The sequence below is a fragment of the Arthrobacter sp. NPDC057388 genome (genome assembly GCF_042668165.1).
Taxonomy (GTDB): Bacteria; Actinomycetota; Actinomycetes; order Actinomycetales; family Micrococcaceae; genus Arthrobacter.
In genome coordinates this window covers 135,917-160,230 of record NZ_JBHVBL010000002.1, presented here as the reverse complement: position 1 = coordinate 160,230, position 24,314 = coordinate 135,917, and the positions used below count along the sequence as shown (strand labels likewise).

General features: G+C 64.2%; 20 protein-coding genes. 7 read left to right on the top strand and 13 right to left on the bottom strand.

From position 1 onward, the window contains the following. Window positions 1-24: 24 nt before the first annotated feature. The 4 genes from ACFUTU_RS01705 to ACFUTU_RS01690 are packed head-to-tail and all read right to left on the bottom strand — an operon-like array spanning window position 25 to window position 4,399. Window positions 25-1,095, bottom strand: a complete 1,071-nt coding sequence (locus tag ACFUTU_RS01705; RefSeq protein ID WP_377960050.1) for an NAD(P)-dependent alcohol dehydrogenase — start codon at window positions 1,093-1,095, stop codon at window positions 25-27. 30 nt (window positions 1,096-1,125) lie between these two features. Next, window positions 1,126-2,049 (bottom strand): carbohydrate ABC transporter permease, encoded by a 924-nt coding sequence (locus ACFUTU_RS01700; RefSeq protein ID WP_377960049.1) that lies wholly within the window; start codon window positions 2,047-2,049, stop codon window positions 1,126-1,128. Next, on the bottom strand, window positions 2,046-3,029 hold the full coding sequence (locus tag ACFUTU_RS01695) for a carbohydrate ABC transporter permease (protein WP_377960048.1): 984 nt from the start codon (window positions 3,027-3,029) through the stop codon (window positions 2,046-2,048). The genes ACFUTU_RS01700 and ACFUTU_RS01695 overlap by 4 nt, the downstream gene beginning before the upstream one ends. A gap of 26 nt (window positions 3,030-3,055) precedes the next feature. After that, on the bottom strand, window positions 3,056-4,399 hold the full coding sequence (locus ACFUTU_RS01690) for an extracellular solute-binding protein (protein ID WP_377960047.1): 1,344 nt from the start codon (window positions 4,397-4,399) through the stop codon (window positions 3,056-3,058). Window positions 4,400-4,577: 178 nt separating this feature from the next. Here ACFUTU_RS01690 and ACFUTU_RS01685 point away from each other — a divergent pair, with 178 nt between their 5' ends. Together ACFUTU_RS01685 and xylB are read left to right on the top strand one after the other, a co-directional pair. Beyond that, entirely contained in the window at window positions 4,578-5,528 is a 951-nt protein-coding gene (locus ACFUTU_RS01685; protein WP_377960046.1) for a sugar-binding transcriptional regulator, read from the top strand. Then, window positions 5,525-6,928 carry a xylulokinase gene (gene xylB, locus ACFUTU_RS01680; RefSeq protein ID WP_377960045.1) on the top strand — a complete coding sequence of 468 codons (1,404 nt, stop codon included), beginning with the start codon at window positions 5,525-5,527 and terminating at the stop codon, window positions 6,926-6,928. Before ACFUTU_RS01685 ends, xylB begins: the two co-directional genes overlap by 4 nt. A gap of 36 nt (window positions 6,929-6,964) precedes the next feature. Here the strand turns inward: xylB and ACFUTU_RS01675 are convergent, their stop codons facing one another. The 4 genes from ACFUTU_RS01675 to ACFUTU_RS01660 all read right to left on the bottom strand — a co-directional run bounded on the left by ACFUTU_RS01675 (window position 6,965) and on the right by ACFUTU_RS01660 (window position 8,807). Further along, on the bottom strand, window positions 6,965-7,120 hold the full coding sequence (locus tag ACFUTU_RS01675) for a hypothetical protein (protein WP_377960044.1): 156 nt from the start codon (window positions 7,118-7,120) through the stop codon (window positions 6,965-6,967). After that, complete coding sequence (locus ACFUTU_RS01670) at window positions 7,117-7,242, bottom strand: hypothetical protein (RefSeq protein ID WP_377960043.1); 126 nt, start codon at window positions 7,240-7,242, stop codon at window positions 7,117-7,119. The genes ACFUTU_RS01675 and ACFUTU_RS01670 overlap by 4 nt, the downstream gene beginning before the upstream one ends. A 129-nt stretch (window positions 7,243-7,371) precedes the next feature. Next, window positions 7,372-8,109, bottom strand: coding sequence for a hypothetical protein (locus tag ACFUTU_RS01665; RefSeq protein ID WP_377960042.1), 738 nt, complete (start codon window positions 8,107-8,109; stop codon window positions 7,372-7,374). 188 nt (window positions 8,110-8,297) lie between these two features. Continuing rightward, window positions 8,298-8,807, bottom strand: a complete 510-nt coding sequence (locus tag ACFUTU_RS01660) for a hypothetical protein (RefSeq protein WP_377960041.1) — start codon at window positions 8,805-8,807, stop codon at window positions 8,298-8,300. A gap of 617 nt (window positions 8,808-9,424) precedes the next feature. Between ACFUTU_RS01660 and ACFUTU_RS01655 the strand changes: the two genes are divergently transcribed. Genes ACFUTU_RS01655 through ACFUTU_RS01640 form a run of 4 tightly spaced genes read left to right on the top strand, consistent with a single transcriptional unit; the run spans window position 9,425 to window position 16,188 of the window. Beyond that, a complete protein-coding gene (locus tag ACFUTU_RS01655; RefSeq protein WP_377960040.1) occupies window positions 9,425-10,867 on the top strand; it encodes a DUF3375 domain-containing protein in 1,443 nt (480 codons plus the stop codon). After that, the gene (locus ACFUTU_RS01650) at window positions 10,864-11,538 is read left to right on the top strand and encodes a DUF4194 domain-containing protein (protein WP_377960039.1); all 675 of its coding nucleotides are present in this window, start codon (window positions 10,864-10,866) and stop codon (window positions 11,536-11,538) included. Before ACFUTU_RS01655 ends, ACFUTU_RS01650 begins: the two co-directional genes overlap by 4 nt. Then, entirely contained in the window at window positions 11,535-14,936 is a 3,402-nt protein-coding gene (locus tag ACFUTU_RS01645) for an ATP-binding protein (RefSeq protein WP_377960038.1), read from the top strand. The genes ACFUTU_RS01650 and ACFUTU_RS01645 overlap by 4 nt, the downstream gene beginning before the upstream one ends. Then, window positions 14,926-16,188: a Wadjet anti-phage system protein JetD domain-containing protein gene (locus tag ACFUTU_RS01640; protein WP_377960037.1), complete on the top strand. Its 1,263-nt coding sequence runs from the start codon at window positions 14,926-14,928 to the stop codon at window positions 16,186-16,188. Before ACFUTU_RS01645 ends, ACFUTU_RS01640 begins: the two co-directional genes overlap by 11 nt. Window positions 16,189-16,408: 220 nt before the next feature. Here the strand turns inward: ACFUTU_RS01640 and ACFUTU_RS01635 are convergent, their stop codons facing one another. Both ACFUTU_RS01635 and ACFUTU_RS01630 read right to left on the bottom strand, forming a co-directional pair. Then, window positions 16,409-17,689 (bottom strand): McrC family protein, encoded by a 1,281-nt coding sequence (locus ACFUTU_RS01635; protein ID WP_377960036.1) that lies wholly within the window; start codon window positions 17,687-17,689, stop codon window positions 16,409-16,411. A 3-nt stretch (window positions 17,690-17,692) separates the two neighbouring features. Beyond that, window positions 17,693-19,822, bottom strand: coding sequence for an AAA family ATPase (locus ACFUTU_RS01630; RefSeq protein WP_377960035.1), 2,130 nt, complete (start codon window positions 19,820-19,822; stop codon window positions 17,693-17,695). A 192-nt stretch (window positions 19,823-20,014) separates the two neighbouring features. Here ACFUTU_RS01630 and ACFUTU_RS01625 point away from each other — a divergent pair, with 192 nt between their 5' ends. Then, a complete protein-coding gene (locus ACFUTU_RS01625; protein ID WP_377960034.1) occupies window positions 20,015-20,797 on the top strand; it encodes a GntR family transcriptional regulator in 783 nt (260 codons plus the stop codon). Between the two features lie 54 nt (window positions 20,798-20,851). On the opposite strand, the gene ACFUTU_RS01620 is transcribed toward ACFUTU_RS01625, so the two are convergent. The 3 genes from ACFUTU_RS01620 to ACFUTU_RS01610 all read right to left on the bottom strand — a co-directional run bounded on the left by ACFUTU_RS01620 (window position 20,852) and on the right by ACFUTU_RS01610 (window position 24,205). Next, a complete protein-coding gene (locus ACFUTU_RS01620; protein WP_377960033.1) occupies window positions 20,852-22,093 on the bottom strand; it encodes a S8 family serine peptidase in 1,242 nt (413 codons plus the stop codon). A gap of 74 nt (window positions 22,094-22,167) precedes the next feature. Further along, a complete protein-coding gene (locus ACFUTU_RS01615) occupies window positions 22,168-23,016 on the bottom strand; it encodes an esterase/lipase family protein (RefSeq protein WP_377960032.1) in 849 nt (282 codons plus the stop codon). Between the two features lie 403 nt (window positions 23,017-23,419). Then, window positions 23,420-24,205: an IclR family transcriptional regulator gene (locus ACFUTU_RS01610; protein WP_377960031.1), complete on the bottom strand. Its 786-nt coding sequence runs from the start codon at window positions 24,203-24,205 to the stop codon at window positions 23,420-23,422. Between the last annotated feature and the right edge of the window lie 109 nt (window positions 24,206-24,314).

Here is a 24,314-nt window from a genome sequence, read left to right as displayed (position 1 = left end):
TGCTGTTCCTTTCAGGGCGGGCTGTCAGCGGCCCGGGTAGACCACGGCTTTGAGCTGTCCGGGCTGTTTGCCCGCTTTGAGTGCTTCTTCGGCGTCAGCCAGTCCGATCTTTCCGGTGACCAGGATGTCCAGGTCCACCTTGCCGTCGGCGATGAGCTGGATGGCCAGCGGCCAGGTGTTGGTGTAGCGGAAGACGCCGGAGAGCCAGATCTCCCGGTTCTGGATGTAGGAGACGGGGAGTTCGACGTCGTCCGCCCCCAGCCCCACGAGGATCACCTTTCCGGCGGGCGCCACCGCCTTGATCCCGGAACGGACCGCCTGCGGTGCGCCGGAAGCGTCAATGAACGCATCGACGTCGAGCCCCTCCACCGTGTCGGTGCGCGCGTTGAGCGCGTGGGCGGCGCCGTGGTCCAGCGCGAAGGCGAGGCGGTCCTCGGCGATGTCGCTGACGTAGATCTCGGTTGCGCCGAAGGCGCGGGCGGCCTGTGCGGCGATGATCCCGATGGGTCCGGCGCCGGCGATCAGGACGCGGCTTCCGGGGCGGATGCCGGCGCGTTCGCAGGCCCACAGCCCCACGGAGAGCGGTTCGATCAGGGCGGCCGCCTCGTCGCTGACGCTGTCCGGGATGTCGTAGGCGAAGTCGGACTGGATGGTGACGTATTCGGCGAAGGCGCCGTCCACCGGCGGGGTGGCGTAGAACTCGATGTCCGGGCAGAGGTTGTACCGCCCGGCCCGGCACTGCTTGCAGGTACGGCAGGGTCGCTGGGGTTCGACGGCGACTCGCTTGCCGATGCGGGCAGGGTCAACGTCGCTCCCGACGGCGGCGATCCGGCCGGAGAGCTCGTGGCCGAGGATCAGCGGGTGGTCCACCACGTAGTCGCCGATCCGGCCGTGCTCGTAGTAGTGGACGTCGCTGCCGCAGACGCCGACGGCGGCCACCTGCACCAGGACCTGGTCCGGCCCGAGGCCCGGGACGGGCAGGGTTTCCAGGGCCATCTCGCCCTGGCGCTTCAGCACGGCGGCGCGCATGGTGGCCGGCAGTTCTGTCCGGCCGGGGGCGGTCTGGCCGGCGGCGGACTGGGTGGTTGTTGTCATGGAGGTCATTCCTTTGGAAGTTCGAGGGCGTTACTTGACCGCACCCAGCGACAGCCCCTGGACGAGTTTGTCCTGGGCGGCGAATCCGGCGAACAGTACGGGCAGGGAGATGACGACGGCGGCTGCGCAGACTTTGGCGAGGAACAGGCCCTGGCCGGAGACGAAGCCGGTGAGGAACACCGGGGCGGTGCCGGCGACGACGCCGGTGAGGACGCGGGCCAGCAGGAGTTCGTTCCAGCTGAAGATGAAGCAGATCAGGGCGGTGGCCGCGATGCCGGGCATGGCCACCGGGGCGATGATCTTGCGCAGAATGAGCAGCAGGCTGGCGCCGTCGATCTGGGCGGCCTCGAGCATCTCCTCGGGGACCTCGGCGAGGAAGGAGCGCATCATCCACACCGCGATGGGCAGGTTCATCGAGGTGTACATCAGGATCAGGAACCAGATGTTGTCCAGCGCGCCGACGGTCCGGGCAAAGAGGTAGAGCGGCAGGATCGCGGCGACCACGGGCATCATCTTGGTGGAGAGGAAGAAGAACATGACGTCCGTCCACTTCTTCACCGGCCGGATGGACAGGGCGTAGGCGGCCGGGATGGCCAGGGCCAGCACCAGGACGGTGGAGAGGATGGCGGCGGTGGCGGAGTTGATCAGCGGCGGCCAGGGGCTCACCCCGGAGGTGGCACCGAAGAACTCCTTGTACGCGTCAAGCGTGAGGTCCGCGGCGATGGAGGGCGGGTTGGTCGCGGCGTCGGTTTCGGAGTGGAAGGACGTCAGGATCATCCACAGCACCGGGGTGGCGAAGAGCAGGGCCAGCAGCCAGGCGGCGATCCCGGCGGCGGTGTTGTTCCGGGTGGGGTCCATCCGGGACTTGGAGCCGAACTTTCCGAAGGCGCGGCGGGAACCGCGGGTGTTCGCCGCACCGGGGGTGGTGGGGCGGGGTGCGGTGAGGGTGCTCATCGTGCTGCCTCCTTCTTGAAGAGCGAGAAAACGGTGCGGAGGGCGAAGGTCGCCACGATGATGGTGCCGATGACCACCACGACGCCGGCGGCGGAGGCCAGGCCGTATTCGTTGGCGAAATAGAACGTCTGGTAGATCGCGTAGGGCAGGTTCGCGGTGCCCAGTCCCCCGGCGGTGAGGGTGAAGACGGAGTCGAAGTTCTGCACGATGTAGATCGCGCCGAGCAGGCCGCCGAGCTCGAGGTACTGGCGCAGGTGCGGCAGGGTCAGGTGCCGGAAGATGGCCCAGGGCGTGGCGCCGTCCATCTGGGCGGCTTCCACGGTGTCCATCGGGCGGGACTGCAGGCCGGCGAGCAGGATGAGCATCATGAACGGGGTCCACTGCCAGACCAGGGACGCGATCACGGCCATCAAAGGGGCCTGGGACAGCAGGTCCAGCTGGGGTGCCGCGCTGCTGCCGAACAGCGACCAGACCCAGGTCAGGATGCCGTTGATCAGCCCGTAGGTCGGGTTCAGCAGGGCGTGCTTCCAGATCAGGGCCGCGGCCACGGGAACCACCAGGAACGGGGCGATCAGCAGGGTCCGGGCCAGGCCGCGGCCGATGAACTTCTTGTCCAGCAGCAGCGCCAGGCCCAGGCCGATGAGCAGGCTCAGCAGGACCACTGAAACGGTGAGCAGGATGGTCGTGAAGATGGCCTGGCGCAGGTCGGGGTCGGTGAGGACCGTGATGTAGTTTTCCAGGCCGGCAAACCCGGTCTTGTCCGGGCTGAGGCTGTTCCAGTTCAGGAACGAGATGATCAGCGTCACCACGAACGGCAGCTGCGTGACGATGATGAGGAAGACCAGGGCCGGCAGCAGCGGCGCGCGCCGCGCCCAGGCCAGGGCGCGCTCACGCGACCGGGTATCCCGTGACTTGGGGTTCTGGGGAGGTGTGGCTGCACTGTGCCCGGGACGGGAGATACGCGCCGTTGCGGTAGTCATGATGTTCTCCTGGCGTTGGGTTGAGGTCACTTGTACTTGTTGCCGACTTTTTCGGCGGCCTGCTGGCCCTTGGCCAGCGCGTCGGCCACGGTCCCCTGGCCCGCGATGGCGGAGCTGATCCCCTGTGAGACGCTGGTGCCCAGGGCGGCGAACTCGGGAATCCCGACGAACTGGATTCCGACGGCGGGGCGCGGCTGGGCGCCCGGGTTCTTCGGGTCGGCGTTTTCGATCGCGAAGCGTTCGGCCTTGAAGAACGGCGCGGCCTTCTGGAACTCGGCGTTCTCGTAGGTGGAGATGCGCTTGCCGGAGGGGACCTTCGCCCAGCCGAGCTTGGCGGCCACCAGTTCCTCGTATTCCTTCGAGCTGGCCCAGGCGATGAACTTCCCGGCGGCGTCCTGCTTCTTCGAGGCCGCCTGCATGGCCCAGGACCAGGTCCACAGCCAGCCCGAGGACGCCGTCTTCTTCACCGGCGCCTGGGCGTAGCCGATCTTGCCCTTCACCGGCGACGCGTCTGCCTCCAGCGCGCCGGCGGCGGAGGTGGCGTCGTACCACATGGCCACCTTGCCCTGGCTCATGTTGTTCAGGCATTCGGTGAACCCGGCCTGTGCGGCACCGGGCTCGCCGTGCTCGCGGACCAGCTTCGTGTAGAACTCGGCGGCCTCGGTGAATTCGGGGGCGTTGACCTTAGCGTTCCAGTCCTTGTCGTACCAGGTGCCGCCGAAGGTGTTCACCACGGTGGTCAACGGGGCGAACACCTGGCCCCAGCCCGGCTGGCCGCGCAGGCAGATGCCCTTCATTCCCGGGGCGGCGCCGTCCGCCTTCGCCGCGATGTCAGCCACCTGATCCCAGGTGGGCTTCTCCGGCATGGTCAGCCCCTTCGCGTCGAGGATGTCCTTGCGGTACATCAGGAAGGAGGACTCGCCGTAAAAGGGTTCACCGTACAGCTTGCCGTCGGTGCCGGTCAGGGACGCCGTGTAGGCGGGCAGGATGTCCGCCTGGTTGAACTCCGGATCCTTCGCGACGCTGTCCAGCGGCGCCAGCCACTTGTTGGCTGCGAAAAACGGGATCTCGTAGTTCGACAGGGAGGCGACGTCATATTGGCCGGCCTGGCTGGAGAACTCCTGGCTGATCTTGGCCCGGACGTCGTTCTCCGGCAGGACCGTGTAGTTGACCTTGATCCCGGTTTCCCTGGTGAAGTTGTCCGCGGTCAGCTTCTGCAGGTCCTCCATCTGCGGGTTGTTCACCATCAGGACGCTGATGCTGTTCGGATCACCTGTGCCCGAGCCGCCGGCCCCCGCGCAGGCGGAGGCGGAGAGGGCGATGCACAATGCACCTGCGGCCAGCGAGGCGGCGCGCATCTTGGGACGCATAAGAACTCCTTTGTGCTCAAAAGTCAGGACCGGTGAGGCCCTTTGGGCTTCGGTTCTCATACGAGCTTGCTCACATGAGCGAACCTGACATGCTCATCTGTCATGTGACTCTAGTCATATATACTCGTTTGAGCAAGACGCAATACTCAAATGATCGGATGTGCGAGAGGTGACCAGCATGACGGAGCTTTCCCACGATGAACTTCTGGCGCGCATCAGCAGCGAGTACTACCTGGAGAACCGGTCCAAGGTGGAGATTGGCAGCAGCTACGGGATCTCGCGGTTCCAGGTGGCGCGTCTGCTCACGGAGGCCCTCGAGAAGGGCATCGTGGAGATCAAGGTGAACTTCCCGTCGCGCGTCTCAGCTGCGGACATTCGCCGCATCGAGAAATTCCTGGGGATCGGCGAGGTGGTGGTTGCCGATACCAATGGCGATGTCGTCCAGGCGCGCGGCATCCTGGCCAGGGCGGCCGCCGTCGAAATTTCCCGGCAGGCGCCCCCGGGCGGCACCATGGGCATCTCCTGGTCCCGGACCCTGGACGTCGCCTCCCGGCTGGTCCGGGATCTTCCCAAGTGCGACGTGGTCCAGCTCGCCGGCGCGCTCCCCACGGAAGGCGAGAGCAATCCCCTTGAGCTGATCCAGCGGCTGGGGCATGTTAGCGGGGGGCTCACCTGGCCGCTGTGGGCACCTTTGGTGGTGGAAGATCCGACGACGGCGGCCGGCTTGCGCCGCCAGCCGGAGATCGCCGATGCGCTGGCAAAGGCGGACTCACTGGATCTGGCCGTCGTCGCGATCGGTGCGTGGAAGCCCGGCACCTCCACCATCTGGGACCGGGCCGACGCCAAGGTGAGGCAGGCGGCCGTGGAGGCCGGCGCCGTCGGGGAATGCTCGGGGCGGCTGCTCAACGCCAAAGGCGTAGCGGTGGAATCGGGGCTGGATGAGCAGATCATCGCCGTCACCATCAAGCAGCTGCAGCGGACCCCGAAGGTCATTGCCGTGGCGCAGGGCGAAGGACGGGCCGAGGCCGTGCTGGCCGTGGCCAAGGCCGGTTTCGTCACCACGCTGATCATTGATTCGCCGCTGGCCAAGACCCTGACTGACCTGATCGATGAGGAGAAGAGTCAATGACCGTTGTTATTGGGGTGGATTCCTCCACCCAGTCCTGCAAGGTCCTTGCGGTGGATGCCGACAGCGGTGACGTGATCACGTCCGGGGCGGCGGCCCATCCGGACCTTACCGCTGTGGACCCGCACGTCTGGACCTCGGCGCTGAAGGAAGCGTGGCATAATGCCGGGGCTGACCGCCTGGGCGGTTCGGTTGCCGGTGCCGGCATCGCGGCGCAGCAGCACGGGATGGTGGCCCTCGACAGTTCGGGGACGCCCGTGCATGACGCGTTGCTGTGGAACGACACCCGCAGTGCTGCGGACGCGGCGAGGCTGCGGGACGAGCTGGGGCCCGGGGAGTGGGTGGATGCCGTCAACCTGGTGCCGGTGGCGTCGTTCACCATTTCCAAGCTGGCGTGGCTGGCGCGGAACGAACCGGACACCGCGGCCAGAGTGGACCAGGTGGTCCTCCCCCACGACTGGCTCAACGGTGCCATGGGCGGGGAGTTCACCACGGACCGGAGCGATGCCTCCGGCACCGGCTACTTCTCCCCCGTGACCAACAGCTACCGGACGGACCTGCTGGAACGCTCCTTCGGGCGGGTCCCGCGGCTTCCCCGCGTGGTGGCATCTGACGATCCGGCCGGCAACGTGCGGAGCGGCTGGGGCATCGACGGCGCAGTGCTCTCGGCCGGCGCCGGGGACAATGCCGCGGCTGCACTGGGACTGGGGCTGCGGCCGGGCGAGGTGGTGGTCTCGATCGGCACCTCCGGGACCGTGTTCACCGCGTCGCCCTCGGCGATGCCGGATGCCAGCGGCGAGGTGGCGGGTTTCGCGGATGCCGCCGGCGGGCACCTGCCCCTGCTGGCGATGCTCAACTCGGCCCGGGTGATGGCCGCGACCGCCGCCATGCTCGGCGTCGATCTGGCAGCGCTGGATGCCCTGGCACTCGCGGCGGGCAATGACGCCGGCGGACTCACGTTCCTGCCGTACCTGGACGGCGAGCGCAGCCCCAACCTGCCGCATGCCACCGGAAGCCTGGCCGGACTGACCAGAAGCAACATGACGCCGGAGAACCTCGCCCGGGCCTCCGTGCTGGGTGTGCTGAACTCACTGGCGGACGCGATCGACGTGCTGCGGCAGCTGGGCGGCACCCCGGACAAGGTGCTCCTCATTGGCGGCGGCTCGAAGTCGCAGGCCCTTCGCCGGGCGGCGGCCAGCATCTTCAACCTGCCCGTGGAGGTGCCGGCAAGCAGGGAGTACGTGGCGCTCGGGGCTGCCAAGCAGGCGGCGTGGGCGGCCACCGGTGAGCTGCCGGACTGGAAGCGCAGCATTGAGGCGGCCTACGAGCCCGACGGCGACTGGGGCTTCAGCGTCCGCGAGCGCTTCGCAGAGGCCCGCAAGAACTTCTACGGCGTCGGTTGAGCCTGTCGCCGCTGGTTGAACCTGCCGTAGCCGTCTTCAGTCCCTGTTGTACCGCGCCAGTGCCTCGATGTAGACAGCGGCTGTTTCGTCGTCGCCCTTAGCGGTGTATTTGGCGATGATGTTCGCGAGGTCGTGCTTGATGACCCAGTGGGCGTCATAGGGTTCGTGCGGACGGGGAACGTAGTCGTTCATGACGTCCCACCCGCCTGGGCCTCTTCGCGTTCCAGCAGATAGCGCAGAAATGCCGCCTGGTTGTCGATTTCCCGCTGTTTGCGCGGGGAGACCCAGTCCAGCACTTCTTTGTCGTCGGCCATGGTGATCACTCCTTCCAAGTTATGGATTGATGGTGACCCCGTTCCGGCAAGATCGCCGAAAGTTTCAGGCAAGAAAGGCGAAGGTCTTCCTCCACAGCAACGCGCGCCCCCATTGCCTTCGCGATCAAGCTACGGCTGGACTACATTTACGAGTTCTGACCGGTTGCCCGTCTCGAGGTCCTCGGTGAGGACCAGGGACCTGACTTCGGGGCAGTAGTATTTGTGCTCGCGCGCGTTCTTCTCCAGCGGCGACCAGTCCAGGACCTTCACGCAGTCGGTGTATTTGCGGTTTTTCGTGGAGACGGCCTGGCCCGTTGCGAGGGTATCCCGCATGTCCTCCGCGTTGCCGATGTAGAACTCCTGCCGGTAGGAATCGCCCACGCGCTGGTTGGCCTTCATCCAGATTCCGGCTTTTGCGCCGTCTTTTCCGTGAATGAAGCTGCCGTTGTGGTTCAGCAGGAACCCGTTCCAGTAGTTATTCACGTCTTCCCCGAAGTACCACACGTCGCCGTTCTTGTGCTGCGCCAGGTAGTCCCGGGTTTCCTCCACCAGCTGCCCGTTCTTGTATTCCTTGTCCAGATAGACGACGGTTTCAATGCCCTCTATCTGTTTCTTCTCCGGCAGGATCTCAATCTCGACCCGTTCGGTGACTCCTCCCCCGCTGGTGGTCTCGTAAGTCATCTTCTTGCCGACGGGGAGCGAAAAGTACTTGTTGGTTATGTTGGTGGTGAAATCTGACGGCCTGATTACGGGGTCGTACTCCCCGGCCCGGCTTCTTTTGATGTTGTCGTTATATAAAAACACTCCGCCGCCGACAACCAGCAACAGGGCGAGGACTCCAAGAAAGATTTTCGTCCGCAGAGGCATGACCTTCCCACTCCTCACTGAGTAGAAATTCCTATAAAAGGGTCAGGGCACCGTTGCCCATGGCCATAGGAAAAAGGTAGTCCTGTCCGCCGTGAAGCAGAACCCATGAAATTCAAAGAAACTGCTCGGCGCCGCCTGGCCGGGACCGCGGTGCGCGCCGGCTAACGCGCGCGAACTACCTAGCGCGCCTAAATACCCTTCGCTCTGGCCTGAACTAGATTGGCGAACGGCAGCCGCCCGTAGATCCCGATGAATTTCTCGTGGTACCTGGCCTCGGCGGAATTGACCTCGGAAGCTGGGAGTTCCTTCCATGCAATGACCAGTGATTGGGAGTCGGTGAGCTGCCAAATGAGCCGACCACCCCAATGGCCTACAGGCTTACCCATGCCGAAATCGGCGAACTCTTGAATGCGCTTTCGCAATCCGCGATTGCCCGTGCTTCCTGCGCCTGCTTTGCCGATGTAAAGGATGTCCGTGTCCTCGATCCACTCTGTCTCCAAGGCAGGTTGGAGTACAGACGGATCACGCCGCTTGAACCGGCCTCCCACGCTCTTCGCAAGGAACAGCCGTTCGAAGCCCTCGGGTTTGAGCACCACGTAGATTCCGGGTGACTGCGGAATCCGGCTGATGTCCAACTGTTCGAACGAACGGAATCCGGCAAAGCCGTCGGCTTTTAGCGTCTGTTTGTTGATCTGCAATGAGTTTTCCTTTGTCTGGTCATTGCGCCTCAGCCGATACCGGCTATTCGAGGTGCGACTGGATGCGGTCTCCGAAGCGGTACTCGATGCTGGCGGAGGTGACCGACACAGATAGCTCGGCAAGGTCGCCGCGCAGGATCTCCACCTCCGAGGTCAGGCTCATGCCGCTTGGGTCCTCCGCCGGAAACCGCGCCAACACCTGCCCGCGCGCCCCGACGAACTCCAGCCCCGACTCGCCGGTGTGGGCCGCACGGACCTGGTCCTCCAGCCCACACTCCGGATGACCTGAAGCCCTGCTCCTTTGAGGTCAACGTTCTGCCCGCCGGTGCGCAGGGCCGGCGCCCGCTCCACAACCGTTGTGCGCCAGCCACAGCGCTCAAGCCAACAGGCCAGCGCCGGACCGGCGATGCTCGCCCCGGCGATCAGAGCGGAAGGAGTAGGCATGTTCCGAGGGTAGCTCAAGCAACCAGTTGAGAGTTCCGTGGCAACGCGGAGTCACATCGCGCCCAATTTCGGCCAGTCATTGGGCGCTAAGTGACCCCGCGTTGCCTTTGGATGTCCGCGGCGCCCTTTAGAGTGAACTGACGGCAACCGAGCCCAGGAACACCGAGGACCGGATGGACTACTACGCAATCAACGCCCTGCGGGAGAACCATGCAGGCTGGTCCCTGCTGCGCGCCCAGAACGCCCCGCTGGCCATCTCGTTTTTCATGGCGGCGTTCACCGGACCCAACCAGCGAAACCTCGGCCGCCAGCAGCTCATCGACAGCCTGGATGACGTCCTCTTCGGCCTCCGCGACGCTTACGGCGAGGACAAGTTCCCCCGCCTGGCAGCCGAGTACCTCGACGACTGGGCGGCCCCCGAACGGGCCTGGCTGCGGAAATACTACATCCAGGGCCAGGACGAGCCCCGCTACGACCTCACCCCGGCGGCAGAGGACGTGGTCCGCTGGGTGGAGAGCCTCAAGGGCAGGGACTTCGTCGCCACCCAGTCACGGCTCACCAGCATCTTCGCCGTCCTCGAACGGCTGGTCCAGCAGTCGGAAACGGACCCCGAAGTACGCCTCAAGGAACTCCAAAGCCAGCGGGACGCCATCGACGCCGAGATGCAGCGCATCCGCGACGGCAACATCCGCGTCATGACGGCGCCCGAAGCACTGGACCACTTCCAGCAGCTGCAGGCCCTGGCCAAGGACCTCCTCTCCGACTTCCGCGAGGTCGAACAGAACTTCCGGAAGCTGGACCGCCAGGTCCGCGAGCAGATCGCCACCTGGGACGGGACCCAGGGCGAACTGCTGGAGTCGATCTTCGCCAACCAGCAGGACATCAGCAGTTCCCTCCAGGGCCGGACGTTCCAGGGCTTCTGGGACTACCTCATGTCCCCGGAATCCCGGCGGAAACTCCAGGACCTCCTCCAAAGAGCCACCCAGATCGAGGCCCTCGCCCAAACCGAGAACCTCCACACCGTCACCAACCTGCACCAGGACTGGCTGCCCGCCGTCGAACAGACCCAGGGCACCGTCCGCCAGCTGTCCCAGCAGATGCGCCGGCTGCTGGACGACAAGGTGTTCCTCGAGAACAAGCGCATCATGCAGCTGATCCGGAGCGTCGAATCGGGCGCGCTGGCAACCAGGGAACAGCCGCCGCCGGGCGACTTCATCGCCATCGACGGCCCGCAGGTGGAGATCACCCTGCCGTTCGAACGCCCGCTCTATGAGCCCAGCCGGCGGGTCATGGTGGAGGACCACATCGAAACCGCCGACGACGCCGATGTGGACGCCGGCGCCCTGTTCAGCCAGTTCCACGTGGACAAGGAACGGCTCAAGGCCAACATCGACGCCGTCCTCGCCGAGGCGGAGCAGGCCACCCTGGCGGACATCACAAAGAAGCACCCCGTACAACAGGGGCTGGCGGAGATCGTGGCCTACTACCAGCTGGCCACGGAGTCGGACTGGGCCACCATCAATGCGGAGACCGAGCAGCACATAGCCTGGCAGCTGGAAGACGGCAGCATCCGCGAAGCCACCCTCGAACAGATCATCTTCGGAAGGCCCGCATGAATCCGGCAGCGAATTTCCCAGCCACAGCAGAAACGGAAAGCCGCACGCCCGAGGAACTTCCCGGCGTCGTCACCCGGCTCTTCAAAGGCGTGCTGTACGCCGAAGCGGACCAGAAGCTCTGGCAGTCGCTGCTGGGGCTGTCCTCCCAGGTCCGCGACTATGTGTCCGTGCTGGGGCTGGACCTGATCCTGGACGAGTCCGAGGGCTACGCGTTCCTGAAGTCGCGCGAGGATCCGGACGGCACGCTTCCCCGGCTCATCGCACGCCGCACGCTCACCTTCAACGTCAGCCTTCTGCTGGTCCTCCTCCGCCGCCGCATGCTGGAGTTCGACATCAACAGCAGCGAGGTCAGGCTCATCATGACCGAGCAGGACATCGTGGACATGGTCTCGCTGTTCCGGCCGGAATCCAGCAACGAGGCCCGGACCCTGGACCGGCTGCGGGCGGACATCAAGAAAGTGGTGGAGCTCGGCTTTCTCCGGAAGCTCAAGGGACAGGCGGACACGTACGAGGTGGCCCGCATTCTCAAGGCGTTCGTGGACGCCCAGTGGATGGAGGAGTTCGACGCGCGGCTGGCGGACTACCGCGCGACCCTCGCAGGAACGCTGGGCGCCGGCACGCCGGGCGCCGGGACCCCTGCGGTAGAGACCTCCGGGGAGGACGGCAAGTGAGCACTGAAGTGCAGGACACGCTGTTCAGCCTGGAGGAAAGGACGGACGACGGCGGCACTCCCCCGGGCTTCCGGCTGCACCGTTTGGAGCTGCTCAACTGGGGCACGTTCCACCAGGGCGTGCGGACGTTCCGGCTGGACGGCGCCAACAGCCTGCTCACCGGCGACATCGGCTCGGGCAAGTCGACAGTCGTGGACGCGATCACCACGCTGCTGCTGCCGGCCAACAAGATCGAGTACAACAAGGCGGCCGGCGCGCAGAAGAAGGAACGCTCGCTGATGTCGTACGTGCGCGGCTTCCACAAGAGCACGCGCAGCATCGGCGGCGAGTACTCGAAGCCGGTGGCGCTGCGCAGCACCGGGTCCCTGACCGTGGTGCTGGCGGTCTTCCACAACGCGGTGCTCGGCAAGTCGGTCACCCTGGCCATCACCCTGTGGGCCACGCAGGAGGCGGGCCAGCCCAGCCGGTTCTACTCCCTCGCCGAGGCGGACCAGTCCATCGCTGTGGACTTTTCGAACTTCGGCCAGGACCCGGCGAAGCTGAAGAAGAAACTCCGGGCCGCCGGCGCCGCCGTCCACGACACCTTCGAACCCTACGCCGCGGCCTTCAAGCGGCAGTTCGGCATCAGCGGCAACCAGGCCATGGAGCTGTTCCACCGCACGGTGTCCATGAAGCAGGTGGAGAACATCACCTCGTTCGTGCGGAGCAACATGCTGGAGGAGGACAACGTCGCCGAGCGGATCGGCAAACTGATCCACCACTTCGACGACCTGAAAAAGGCCCACGAAGCGGTACTGCGGGCCAAGGACCAGATCGCCCTGCTGACGCCCATCAGGGACGGCGCAGAACAGCACGCGAAGCTGAGCCGCGAGGACGAGCTGGCCCGGCAGCAGCGCGACCAGTTGCACCCCTGGTTCACGGACCGGAAGCTGCAGCTGAGCCTGGAGCACCAGCAGGAACTCGAACGCACCGGCGAACGGCTGCAGGAGGACAGCACCAAGCTCCGCACGGAGATCGCGGACAAGCGGCACGAGCTGCAGGCCGTGCAGGAGGACATCCGCACCAACGGTGGTGGCCGGCTCGCGGCCATCGACGCCGATATCGCCCGGCTCGCTGTTGAGTCGCGGACCCAGCGGCAGCGCTTCGACACCTACACGGAGGCCGCGAAGGACCTGGGGCTGCGGACACCCGAGGACAAAGTCCTCTTCGACGCCAACCGTGCCCGGCTCGGCGACGTCGAGAAGGAGCTCGCCGGACAGAACGACGAGCTGCAGGAGAGCCGCACGGCACTGACCATCACCCGGACCGAGCTCAACGCGCGCCTGACCGAGATCGGCGCCGAACTGCGCAGCCTGCAGTCCCGCCCCAACCTGCTGCCAATCCCCCAGCTGGAGCTCCGCCGTCGGCTGTGTGATGGTACGGGAGTCCCGGAAGCGGCCCTGCCGTACGCCGGGGAGCTACTAAAGGTTAGGGACGGCGAGGGCGCCTGGGAGGGTGCCGCGGAACGCACGCTGCACGGCTTCGCGCTGTCCCTGCTGGTGCCGGCCGAACACTACGCGGCAGTGAGCAGCTGGGTGGATGCCAACAACCTGAAAGGCCGGCTGGTCTACCTGCGGATCAGCGAGTCCCCGGCGGTCAGGACGGCGGAGCCGGGAACGCTGGCGGCGAAGATCGCCATCAAGCCGAACACCCCGTTCCGCAACTTCCTTCTGGACGAGCTCGCCACCCGGTTCGACCATTACTGTTGCGACACCCTCGAGGACTTCCGCCGCTACCCCAAGGCGCTCACCGTCAACGGGCAGCTCAAGGGCGGCCGGGGCCGGCACGAGAAGGACGACCGGCGGGAGCTAACAGACCGGCGCAACTACGTGCTCGGCTGGGACAACCACGACAAGATCAGCCGCTTCCTCGCCGAGCAGGACGAGATCAGGGGCCAGCTGCAGGTCACCGAGGCGCAGCTGGCCAAGGTGAACGGGAGGCTCGGCGCGCTGGGCAAGAGCCAGCGCCAGCTCGGTACGGTCGAATCGGTGGCCGACTTCGGCGAGATCAGCTGGCAGCTCACCGCCCGGCGGATCGAGGAGCTCAAGGACGAGAAGACCGAGCTGGAAACCGCCAGCGACGTGCTGAAGCAGCTGACCGCCAAGGAATCCACCGTCAGTAAAGAGCTGGAACGCCTGGAGGAAAGATCCGGCAAGCTGCGCGAGCGCCTGGGCGCGAACGAGAAGGACGCGCGGGACATCGCGGAGGCGATCGAGGAATGCCGCGGCATTCTCGCCGAGACTCCCCTGACGGATGACGGCGGCGTGCTGGCCGCCGTCGAACATCTCACCACAGCGGCACTCGGCGACAAGACGCTGACGTATAAGAACACCGGCATGACGGAGAGCTCCGTGCGTGCGGGACTGACGGACACCATCGACGCGCTCTCCAAGCGGATCGCCCGGGCAGCGGAGGGGACCGTCCGGCTGATGGCGGACTTCCGCAACAAGTACCCCAACGAGACCACGGACATCGACGCCGCGCTCGAGGCCGCGGCGGACTACAACCGGCTGCTGGAGCAGCTGGTCAGCAACGACCTGCCGCGGTTCGAGGCGCACTTCAAGGAGTCGCTGAACCAGAACACCATCCACGAGGTGGTGGCGTTCAACGCGTTCCTGGACAGCCGGCGGCAGGACATCGTGAACCGGATCGGCGAGATCAACCAGTCGCTGGCCGGTATTGAGTACAACTCCGGCCGGCACATCCAGCTGGAGCACCAGAACAGCTCGGACCAGGACGTGCGCGAGTTCGGCGTCGATCTGCGGGCGTGCTCGGAGGGGACCATCGGCGACGAGGACCAGTACTCGGAGCAGAAGTATCTGCAGGTGGAGCGCCTGATCGAGCGCTTCCGGGGACGGGAGGGCCTGACCACGCTGGATGAGCGGTGGACGGCCAAGGTCACTGACGTCCGGAACTGGTTCACATTCTCGGCGTCGGAGAAGTGGACCGAGACCGGCGAGGAGTTCGAGCACTTCACGGATTCGGGCGGCAAGTCGGGCGGCCAGAAGGAGAAGCTGGCGTACACCATTCTGGCGGCGGCGCTGGCGTTCCAGTTCGGGCTGGGGTCTTCAGGTGCTGCGGGCGCTGCCAAAATCAAGAACAGCGGCCGGAGTTTCCGGTTCGTGGTGATCGACGAGGCGTTCGGGCGCGGGTCCGATGAGTCCGCGCGCTACGGGCTGCAGCTGTTCCAGCGGATGAAGCTGCAGCTGCTGATCGTCACGCCGCTGCAGAAGATTCACGTGATTGAGCCGTTCGTCTCGCATGTGGGGTTCGTGGCGAACACCAACGGCGACGATTCGCAGCTGCGGAACATGACCATCCAGGAGTACCGGGACGAACGGGACCGGCGTGCCGGCTGAGTCGTGGACCTCTGTCGCGGGGTTGCGGGCGCTGTCGCTCAAGGCGTGGAACAGCGGTGCGCTGCTGCGGGAGCTGCTGGAACCGTCGGGCGCTTATCCGCGCCGCCGTCCGCTGAAACGTCCGACGGCGGCAGCCCTCTTGAGCGATTACGCTGCGGCCCAGCGGTGGGCGGCCGAGCTGTTCGCCGGGGCTGGTGCGTACGAGCTGGAGACCGCGGAGGTGGGACGCCGCACGGTTGGTTCCAACCGGATCCCGGCGGCGGCCGTGTTCGAAACTGTGGAGGACGAGATCGCATTTGTCGGTAAGTCCCGGGAGGCGGCGCGGTTCCGGGAGCTGGCCTCTCAGCTGGGTGAGCTGGATCCGCAGCTGCTGAGCTGGGCGGCGCGGCGGCCGCTGAAGCTTTTGGAGCTAGGTTCTGATGCCTTGACGGCCGCGCGAGTCGCCATTTGGCTGCAGGACAATCCCGAACCGGGAATCTACGTCCGTCAGCTGGGGCTTCCGGGCGTGCACACCAAGTTTATCGAGCGGCACCGGCAGGTGATTGATCAGCTGCTCGCCGCGCTCAGGTCCGGCTCCAACGGCGGCGAGCTGGACGTCATTGCGGAAGCTTCATTGGAAGTCGCTGAACCGGATATGGCCGGTTCAGATGCTGGCTTGGAAAACAGCGCCGGCCGTACTCCGGCGGCCCGCTACGCCCGCCGACACGGTTTCCTGCATCCGCCGGAACTCGTCCGGTTCCGCATCCTTGACCCTTCGATTCCTGCCCTTGGCGGCGCCCGCGACATCACCGTCACGGCTGAAGCATTCAGCGCGTTGCAATTGCCGGTACACACCGTCATCGCGACCGAGAACCAGGTCAATTTCCTCGCCCTGCCAGAGCGCCCCGGGACGCTAGCCCTCTATGGAGCCGGCTACGGGTTCTCCTCACTACGTGACGCGGCGTGGCTTCGCGACTGCGAAGTCCTGTACTGGGGCGACATCGACACGCATGGTTTTCGAATCCTCGACCAGCTCCGGGCGGCGCACCCGCATGTGGAGAGTGTGCTGATGGACGAGGAAACCCTGCTCGCGCACCGGGAGGCTTGGACTGCGGAGCCATCGCCGTCGAGAGCAGCGCTGACGAGGCTGACTGCCGAAGAGTCCATGCTCTACGAAGCCCTCGGCAATGATACCTACGGATCAGCCGTCCGGCTTGAACAAGAGCTAATCAACTGGGAGTGGGCGCTCGACCGCTTCCGCCCCGCCGGTTGAGCCTGTGAAGTCAAGCCTGTTGAAACTTTGAATGGCGCTCCCGCCCTCGTCTGGGCCACTTTATCGAGACACCTTCCTTCAGGCTTTGAATAGCTGCAGCATTCGGCTTGTACGGGTTACTCGCCGGATTCATATGACGGGGTTTACAAAGTTTATTCAGCTTTATTAGCTTCTAATAAAGCTTCCAAACATCACCAGGCCATGTTTGAGGACCCGTCGCCTAGTACTCTAGCGGCGGCGGCCTCCGAGGGACAGCGCGCGCCGTCATCGGTCGCTGCTCCACTAGTTGAGCCTCTCCAAACCCGCAAATCGGCTCGTCCGCTCGTGCCGAGACGGGCCTCGTGATCCTGTCCGCAAGCAAATCCACATCTGCCAGCAGCATCTCGGGGGTCTGATCCAAATTGAGCGCATGGCAGTGAATCGTCACTCCCGGTGGATCAATGACGTAGGACTTCAGGACTTCCTCTCCCCTCGCATAAACCAAATGTCCTTCGGTTAATCTAAACCTCAAACAGTAGGCCAGCATCTGATAGACGTCTGCATGGGGAAAGCGCCCGTTCTTCTCTGATTTGTACTTCGCATCCACAGCGGCTCGAATGAACCCATTGGAATGCACCAGGATGTCCGGCCTAATCACGACTTCGCGGCCTTGGTCAAGGAAGGAAGACGACTGCATTTCGACACTTTCGCCATGTCTTGCCAGACTTGCGCGGAGCGCCTTTGACACGAAATCCTCAAATATCCGCCAAGTATCGAACAGGAAGCCGCTGGCCGCATTCTCTCCTTGCCTGTGTTCGAGTGATGTGTTGCGCAAAATCAGCTCCGAGAGTGCGACCGCACCCTTGTATCGCTCGTTCAACCTCTGAAAATGAACCTGCGGCACAGGACGCCCGGGTGCTATCGGACGTACTCCTTCGAAGCGCTGAGTCAACTTCATGATGGCTGCCCTATGGGCCTGACCGAGCGTCGGGAGGTGCAGAAGTCTCAGTGAGGCGGACAGCAGCAATCGATTCTCTACCGTATCCACCGTGTATTCGTCGAATATGACCTGCGCCGGCAACGCCAGCCCGGCCCGACGGCCAATCTGTGCCGGAATATCCAGACGTCCTCGAACTATAGGCAAGGCATCGTCGAAGGTTTCGTACGCTTGATGCATTCCTCGACCCAGGGCCACCGCCGCTTGTCTGATGAATGAATGGGCGATGGTGTCCAAAAGAGTCGCCCCAGAACCTAGAATGACGTCCTGTTCCTGCCAGAATCGCTGATCTGTTGAGAAACTCATCATGAAAAACAGCCGGTCAATTAGGACCTTAGGTGTGATTTCCACCTGCCAGTCAGCAACACGAATCACGCCGACTTTGCTGACACCGGAGATGGACCAGTCCCCATTGCCGAGGGGAGACACATTGGCCACATTCAGAGCCGATATAGCCGCCGCGACGTTGGCAGGAAGGGAGACGGTTTCCTCGTTACGGCCTTCCCTGAGGTTCAGGCGCTTCATGCGTTACTCCATCCGCGACGCAGCGTCTTGCGACTGTTCCCGGTGTTGGCGGCGCAGGACCTCAATCCCATACGTCTTTTCAATGTCCAGATCTTGGCCATAGTGGTGTTCGGCAAGCAAGGGAAGGATGTCGTATTCCCAGATCTGCTCAAGCTGTCCGGGCTCGAAGACGAGATGCCGTGGCATGAGATAACTCGGCCCGACTTTGAAATCTGGGTCACTGATGCGGTCGTTGAGTAATCTGAGAAGACGTGCCGGTTCAGCCTCAAGTCCATGATGCTCAAGCCATTTCTCCAACACGTGCTTTACCGGGTGCTTGTCCGGATGCAGTTCAACGAACGAGAACCGGCGGCGCATCGCCGCGTCCAGCAGAGCAATCGACCGGTCTGAGGTGTTCATCGTCCCAATAATGAACAAATTGGAGGGGAGCTCGAAGAAATCATCGTCATCGCGGCTGTACTGGAGCTTGATGGGACGGTTTCGATACTCAAGAAGAAAATACAGCTCCCCAAAAATCTTGGCCAGATTTCCCCTATTGATTTCATCAATAACGAGCACATATTTGTATTCCGGGTTGCTGACCGCTTGGTCTACTATCCGCCGCAAAGGTCCGTCCTTGAGCTCATAACTCAAAGCACCGGAATCGGTCGTCACGGGCCGGTAGCCCTGGAAGAAGTCCTCGTATGAGTAGCTGGGGTGGAACTGCACCAGCTCCGTGTACTTAGCGTCGCCGGCAATGTGCTCGGCCAGGGCCAGAGCAACATAGGTTTTTCCCGTACCAGGAGGTCCATAGAGGATAACTTGGCGGCGGCGTTCGATCAGATCTAGCTGCTTCTGCAACCAGTCCTCGTCGATGTGTAGGCGTTGCGAAAGCTCCACGGTCGCGCGTCGGAAGTCGGCTCCTTCTGCTGACTCAGGAGCCGCTGGAAGTGGTTCAACTGTTGGCTCTTGGATCGACCCCGGACCACGCCATTTGGGAAGTAGGGCATCGCTGTAAAAATCGATCGGACCGTTTTCCGACTGCTGGAGCGCCAGTACGATCTGAAAAAGGTCCTCGTCGACATCGCCTGTCTGTTCCCCGATCTCACCAAGGAACCTGTCGCGTACTGCTTCTTTGTCCACGTCCGGGATGATTGAGGTGAAATAGTCAGGCCGACCCACGTACAGCAATGAATTGCGTTGCGTTGGATAAATGTTCTCAGGGATAGATGCGGTGAATTTCTTCCAAGACTGCGCTTCCTCCAAGATCAGTTCCTGTTCCTCAGGAGCCCGACGGAGCCATTCATCCAGCAAGCGAACATGAATGCTGATCGCAGGGTGTGCCTGACCGACCATCCACATGCCGGGGTGGTACACCCCGTCCTTGAGTGCCTCACGGATCTCCCGCGGCAACTCGACCGGATGGGTCATGGATCCCAGAATTTTCTCGATACGTGCCAGCTTGGAGCGTTCGCCCATCGCACTCTTATGAAACGGAAGCAGTTGCCAAGTCGTGAGTTCGGCGAGCAGCAGCTTCGCCTCATCACCGAGTCCAGCCAGTTGGACGTCCAGCTTGCTGAGGAAGTCGGCGCCCTCGACTTTGATGGCGCTTACAAAATGGCTCAGCAGCGCGTCCACATTCGGCCTGGTCCAGACAGAGCGTCCGGGGGAAAACACCGAACTGGACTGCGAAAGACCCCTTTCTCGAAAGAGCTGAGCGGCGGTTCGAACCCGCTCCTCGCTGGCGTGCCGAGCGACGATCGTTGATCGCAGGAGTTCGGCTTTCTTTTGCCTGTTCTGTTTGCTCCATTCGTTGTACCGGGAGCGGGCCTCCAGAGCGAGCGAGTCATCATCCGGATACTCGGCCAGCGCCGCTTGTCCTGCCTCGGTTATTTTCCAGAGGCCGTCACCTTCCGGGTTCTTCCACAGCCACCCAGCCTTTTTTAGATCTTCAGAGGCCCATGAGAGGTTGGCCGTTCCTCGGATACCTCCGCTCGGGAGTGCCTCGAGTTCGTGTTCAGTCCACGGCACGCGGTCCGCGGCGATCGCCATAATTCCCTGTTCGCCCGGCTTGTTGTAGAGTCCTTCCGGATGCTCGCTCAGGAGTTGCAGAATGAGTCGCGATCGAGCGATGTTGCCACTGGTAGCTGCCATGTTCAGTCCTCATCTCTGGATGCGCTGTCTCAACCGAGTTTGCATCATCGGCCGGGCTCGGCGTGGCATTCGTAGCGATCTTAATTGAGTTGCGCCGAAGCCGGATGACCTAGCGGCTACAACTTCAACTTGTCCAACAAACGCGTCACACGCGCGCTACGCTGGAATCCCTAAAACAAAGCGAGGCATAACGTGCACGAGGACGCCGTCCGGTTCCTGTCCCAGCCAGTGGAGGCCCAGCCCGGCTCACCGCTCCGGGTCGCCGTCTACTCACGGATCGCCGAAGCCATCCGCAACAACCTGCTGCAGCCCGGCTCCATGCTCCCCACCGAGACCGAACTCGGCACCGACATGAAAGTCAGCCGCACCGTCGTCCGCGAGGCTCTCATGCTGCTCGAGGAGGACGGCCTCATCCGAGCCCGCCGCGGCGTCGGCCGGTTCGTCTCCGACACCCTCCCCCGCATCGGCATCGAACGCATCCGCCCCTTCGAGGAAGTCCTCGGCGGCCCCGGCCACCAGGTCCAGATCAAGCGCATCCAGGTCGAGAAGCAGCCCGCCTCCGAATTCGTCGCCCCCGGCGTCGGCGTCGAGCCCGGCAGCGACGTCTGGCTCTGGGAGTCCGTCCTCATCCGCGACGGCGAGCCCATCGCGCACCTGCAGGAAAACATTTCCGCCCTCCCCGTCAGCTTCGCCGGCGGCGCCGCGGCGCCTTTGGACATTAACGACGACGGCGGCACCACCTTGCTCACGGCGCTCAACAAAGCGGCGGGCCGGGGACTGGGGCCGGGCGAGTGCCAGATCAGCCTGAGCCAGGTCGGTCCCAGCCGCGCCAAGCTGCTGGACCTGCGCCCGTCCGACCCGGTCCTCGTCCTCACGCAGTACGTGCGGCACGCGAACCGGCCGTTCTACCTGGCCAAGTGCCTAATCGCCGATCGCGCCGGGCACCTCTCGGTGATGCAGTCACTCCAGTCTTAAAACGAAACGGCTCCGCCAGCCGATCTGGCGGAGCCGTTTTGTTTAGAGCGATGCCTACCGGACCGCCTTGTCTGCGTTCACGCGGCCGTTGGCCCAGAACGTGCCAGTGCCGGCAATCTTGTCGGCTGTCGATTCCACGATTGTGCGCACCGACGTGTTCGTTGCCCCCGGGTGCGAGCTGAAGGCAAGGGCAGCCGTTGCCGCGACGATGGGCGATGACATTGACGTACCGTTGCCGACGTCGTAACCGAAGGAGCGGTTGTTCTGCGTTCCCAGGACGAACGTGTGGTTCGGGAACGTTGAGTAGACGTTGACTCCGGGCGCCGCGATGTCCACCCAGCTGGCCCCGTAGGTCGAGAATGATGCCTTGGCGTCCTTGTTGTCGGTAGCGGCGACGGCAATGACGTTGGGGTAGGCCGCCGGGTAGATCTTGGTCTGGTTGCCGCCGTTGCCTGCCGCGGCAACAAGCACCACGCCCTTGCTCCACGCGTTGTTGATGGCCGTCTCCAGGGTGCGTGACGCCCGGACGCCGATGCTCATGTTGATGACCTTGGCACCGTTAGCGACCGCCCAGTTGATCCCGTTCGCGAGGCTTGAACTGGATCCGACCCCGCTGTCGTTGAGCACCTTGCCGGCCAGGATGGTGCAGCCCGGACACGTTGCGGCGACACCAATCGTGTTGTTGGAGGTGGCGGCGACGATCCCGGCCACGTGGGTGCCGTGGCCGTAATTGTCCTCATTGGTCGCCGCACTGCTGAAGTTCGCCCGCAGGACAACCTTCGGGTTGATGTCGGGGTTGTCGCTGGCGACGCCCGAATCGAGGACGGCGACCTTGATGCCGCTCCCGGTGGTGATGTTCCAGGCCTCGACGGCGTCGACGTCGGCATCCGCTGTTCCCGCGGGCTGTGTGAGCGTGCTCGCCGTATTGGTAAACGACTGGCCCGTGTTCTGCAGGGCATACTGGCGGGGGAAGTACTGGTCAGAGGTGGTTGCGGTAACCACCTCGTCCGGCTCGGCGTACTCGACGGCGGGGTTCCGGCTCAGCGCTTCGATGAGTGAGGATTCCTGCCCCGCCGGCACCTTGACCACGTGGGCGCCGGTGCTGCCGACGCCGGCACCCTCGCTCAGGGCGTGCTGGCGCAGCACCCCTGCGGCCGCGCCGTTGTCGCGGAACTTGACGATGATCTGGCCAGAGGCCTGCTGCGGCTCCGTTGCCGCGCTGCCCGGGCCTGCTGCGGTGACACTACCAAGTCCTATGACCACCGCGGCGAGGCCGGCGATAACAACTTTTTTCATATGGAGCATATTGCTGCAATCTGCACCGCGTAGGTAGCGTCTGCCGGAAAATTACCTCCCACCGCTGCACCCTGCTAGAGGCACTTGGGCTGGTACGCGGGATCCGCGGGGCCGGACGCCTGGCCCAGCGCGTGGGCCACGAGCTGGTGCACGACGGGGTCGTTCGGCGTCTGGTCGTGTTCGAAGGCATCGGCCGGGCACTTGTCCTGGATCGTGATGTTGGTGACCTGCCGCGCCGGGCCGCTGAGGAACTGGCTGTTGTAGGGAATAACCACCTCGTCGTGAACCGTGGAGATGACGGTGTAGGAAGGTCCCGCAACCGTGTCGCCGATGGAGTTGAGCTTCTGCATGAAAGCCGAACCAGCCTGCTGATCGGCACAGGCTGCACAGCCCAGTCCGGTGTAGTTGGGATCCGGGACGACGCCCGGTGCAGGGACGATCACCCCTTCGGTGCCGTGGTTGGAGGGCGCGATCCCGACGAGCTGGTGGACGTACTTGGCGCCGCCCAGGAAGCCCATGTAGTAGCGGGGCATCATGCCGCCCTGGCTGTGGCCCACAAGGTCCACTTTCTTGGCGCCGGTGGCTGCCCGCACTGAATCCACGAAGGGGGCGAGTTCCTGCGCCGATTTGGCCACCGGCGCGGTGGCGTACACGCCGTTCGTCTCGCCGTAGTTGAGGGCGAAGACGCAATACCCGGCGCTCTTGAGGAACGGCGAGAGGGTGGACCAGTTCTTCTCCATGCTCTCGAATGTTCCGGGCACCAGAACCACCGGATAAGGATGCTCGGCGCTTGGCTTGCAGGACCAGTCATTGGCTCCGGGCGGTGAAACCTGCACAGTTCCCGCGCGTGCGGGAGCCACGGCCAGGGAACCGGCAAGAACGGCAATGGCGGCAGCGGACAGGGCTTTGGTGAGCAGTGACATAGAAACCTCTTTGTTCGCGTGTCAGGAGTGCGGGCCCGGCATTCATCCGTATTCAGCGGAGTCGGCCAAGGTTGCCCGGGTACCCAATGTAGGCAGCCCGGCCTCCGACGCCGCCATGGTTTTGCACGGATGTGCGCGGAAATCCGCTGCCCGGGCGAACCCCGTCTGCCATGCCATGACGGCTGCTTTAGCGCAAAGTTACTGGTCAGTACATTCTGTCGAGGCGTGAGCTGTGGGAAGACCACCAAACCCGCCTGCACAAACGTTCACTGCCGGGCGGTATAACGCCCTCCAGCGAAAGCGCCGCCCGGCACCGGGCGCCGGGCTGCTCCGGGTGGTCCATATGCAGCCCGGCATCTCGCGCACGCGCCGGGGCGCCGCAGCCACGCCTACTCCGGCGGGTTCACCCGATGGTTTGGCTGCTGTCGTACCCCAGTGCACGGCTGGCTTCCAGTCCCGCACGGGCTACCACCGGCCCCAGCCGCTCGACATCAGCGGCCCCAATCCGCTGGGTAGGGAACCCCAGGCCCACAGCGCACGCAAGCCGTCCGGCATGGTCGAAGACCGGCGCGCTGATGGAGCCCACGTCCTGGTTGCGTTCACCGAAGGCCGCGTAAAACCCCTGCCGGCGGGCAACAGCGGCCTGCTCCCGGAGTGCCTCCAGGGATACCGGGGTATCCGGGGTAAAGCTCTCGAGCCCCTGCTCGTCCAAGGCATCCCAGGCCCCGGGGTCGAACGCCAGGAAGATTTTGCCGGGGGCGCCAGCATGCAGCGGCATGACCATGCCCACCATGAACGGCCGCATCACAACGTGCCGGGTCTCGGCTACCGCAACGATGGTCCGGAAGGCCCCGTCCCGAACGTACAGGCAGGCAGTTTCGCCGGTTTCGTCGCGCAGCTGCTGAAGGACCGGCTTCACCAACCGGACCACGTCCAGCCCGAACGTTCCCGGAGTAGCCCAGCGGACCAGTCCGATACCGATCCGATACCGGTCGCCGTCGCGGTCCAGAAAACCTTCCCGCAGCATGTTCTGCACCAGCCGCTGGCAGGTGCTGGACGGCAGCCCCGTCTTGCGGATGATCTGCTGCAGCGTCGGCTCGGGCTCCTCCACCGAGAAACAGTCCAGGATCTCCGCGACCTTGTGCAGGACCAACAAGGGGGAAGCCCCGGCTCCCGGTTCCTTCACCACTGTCCAAACGCCCCTTCAATCTTCTTACGCCACCAGCCTCCAGCTTAGTGAGCCGGGAGCAACCCCGGGATGTGACCCATTTGACATCCGGTCCGCGTGACCCACATTA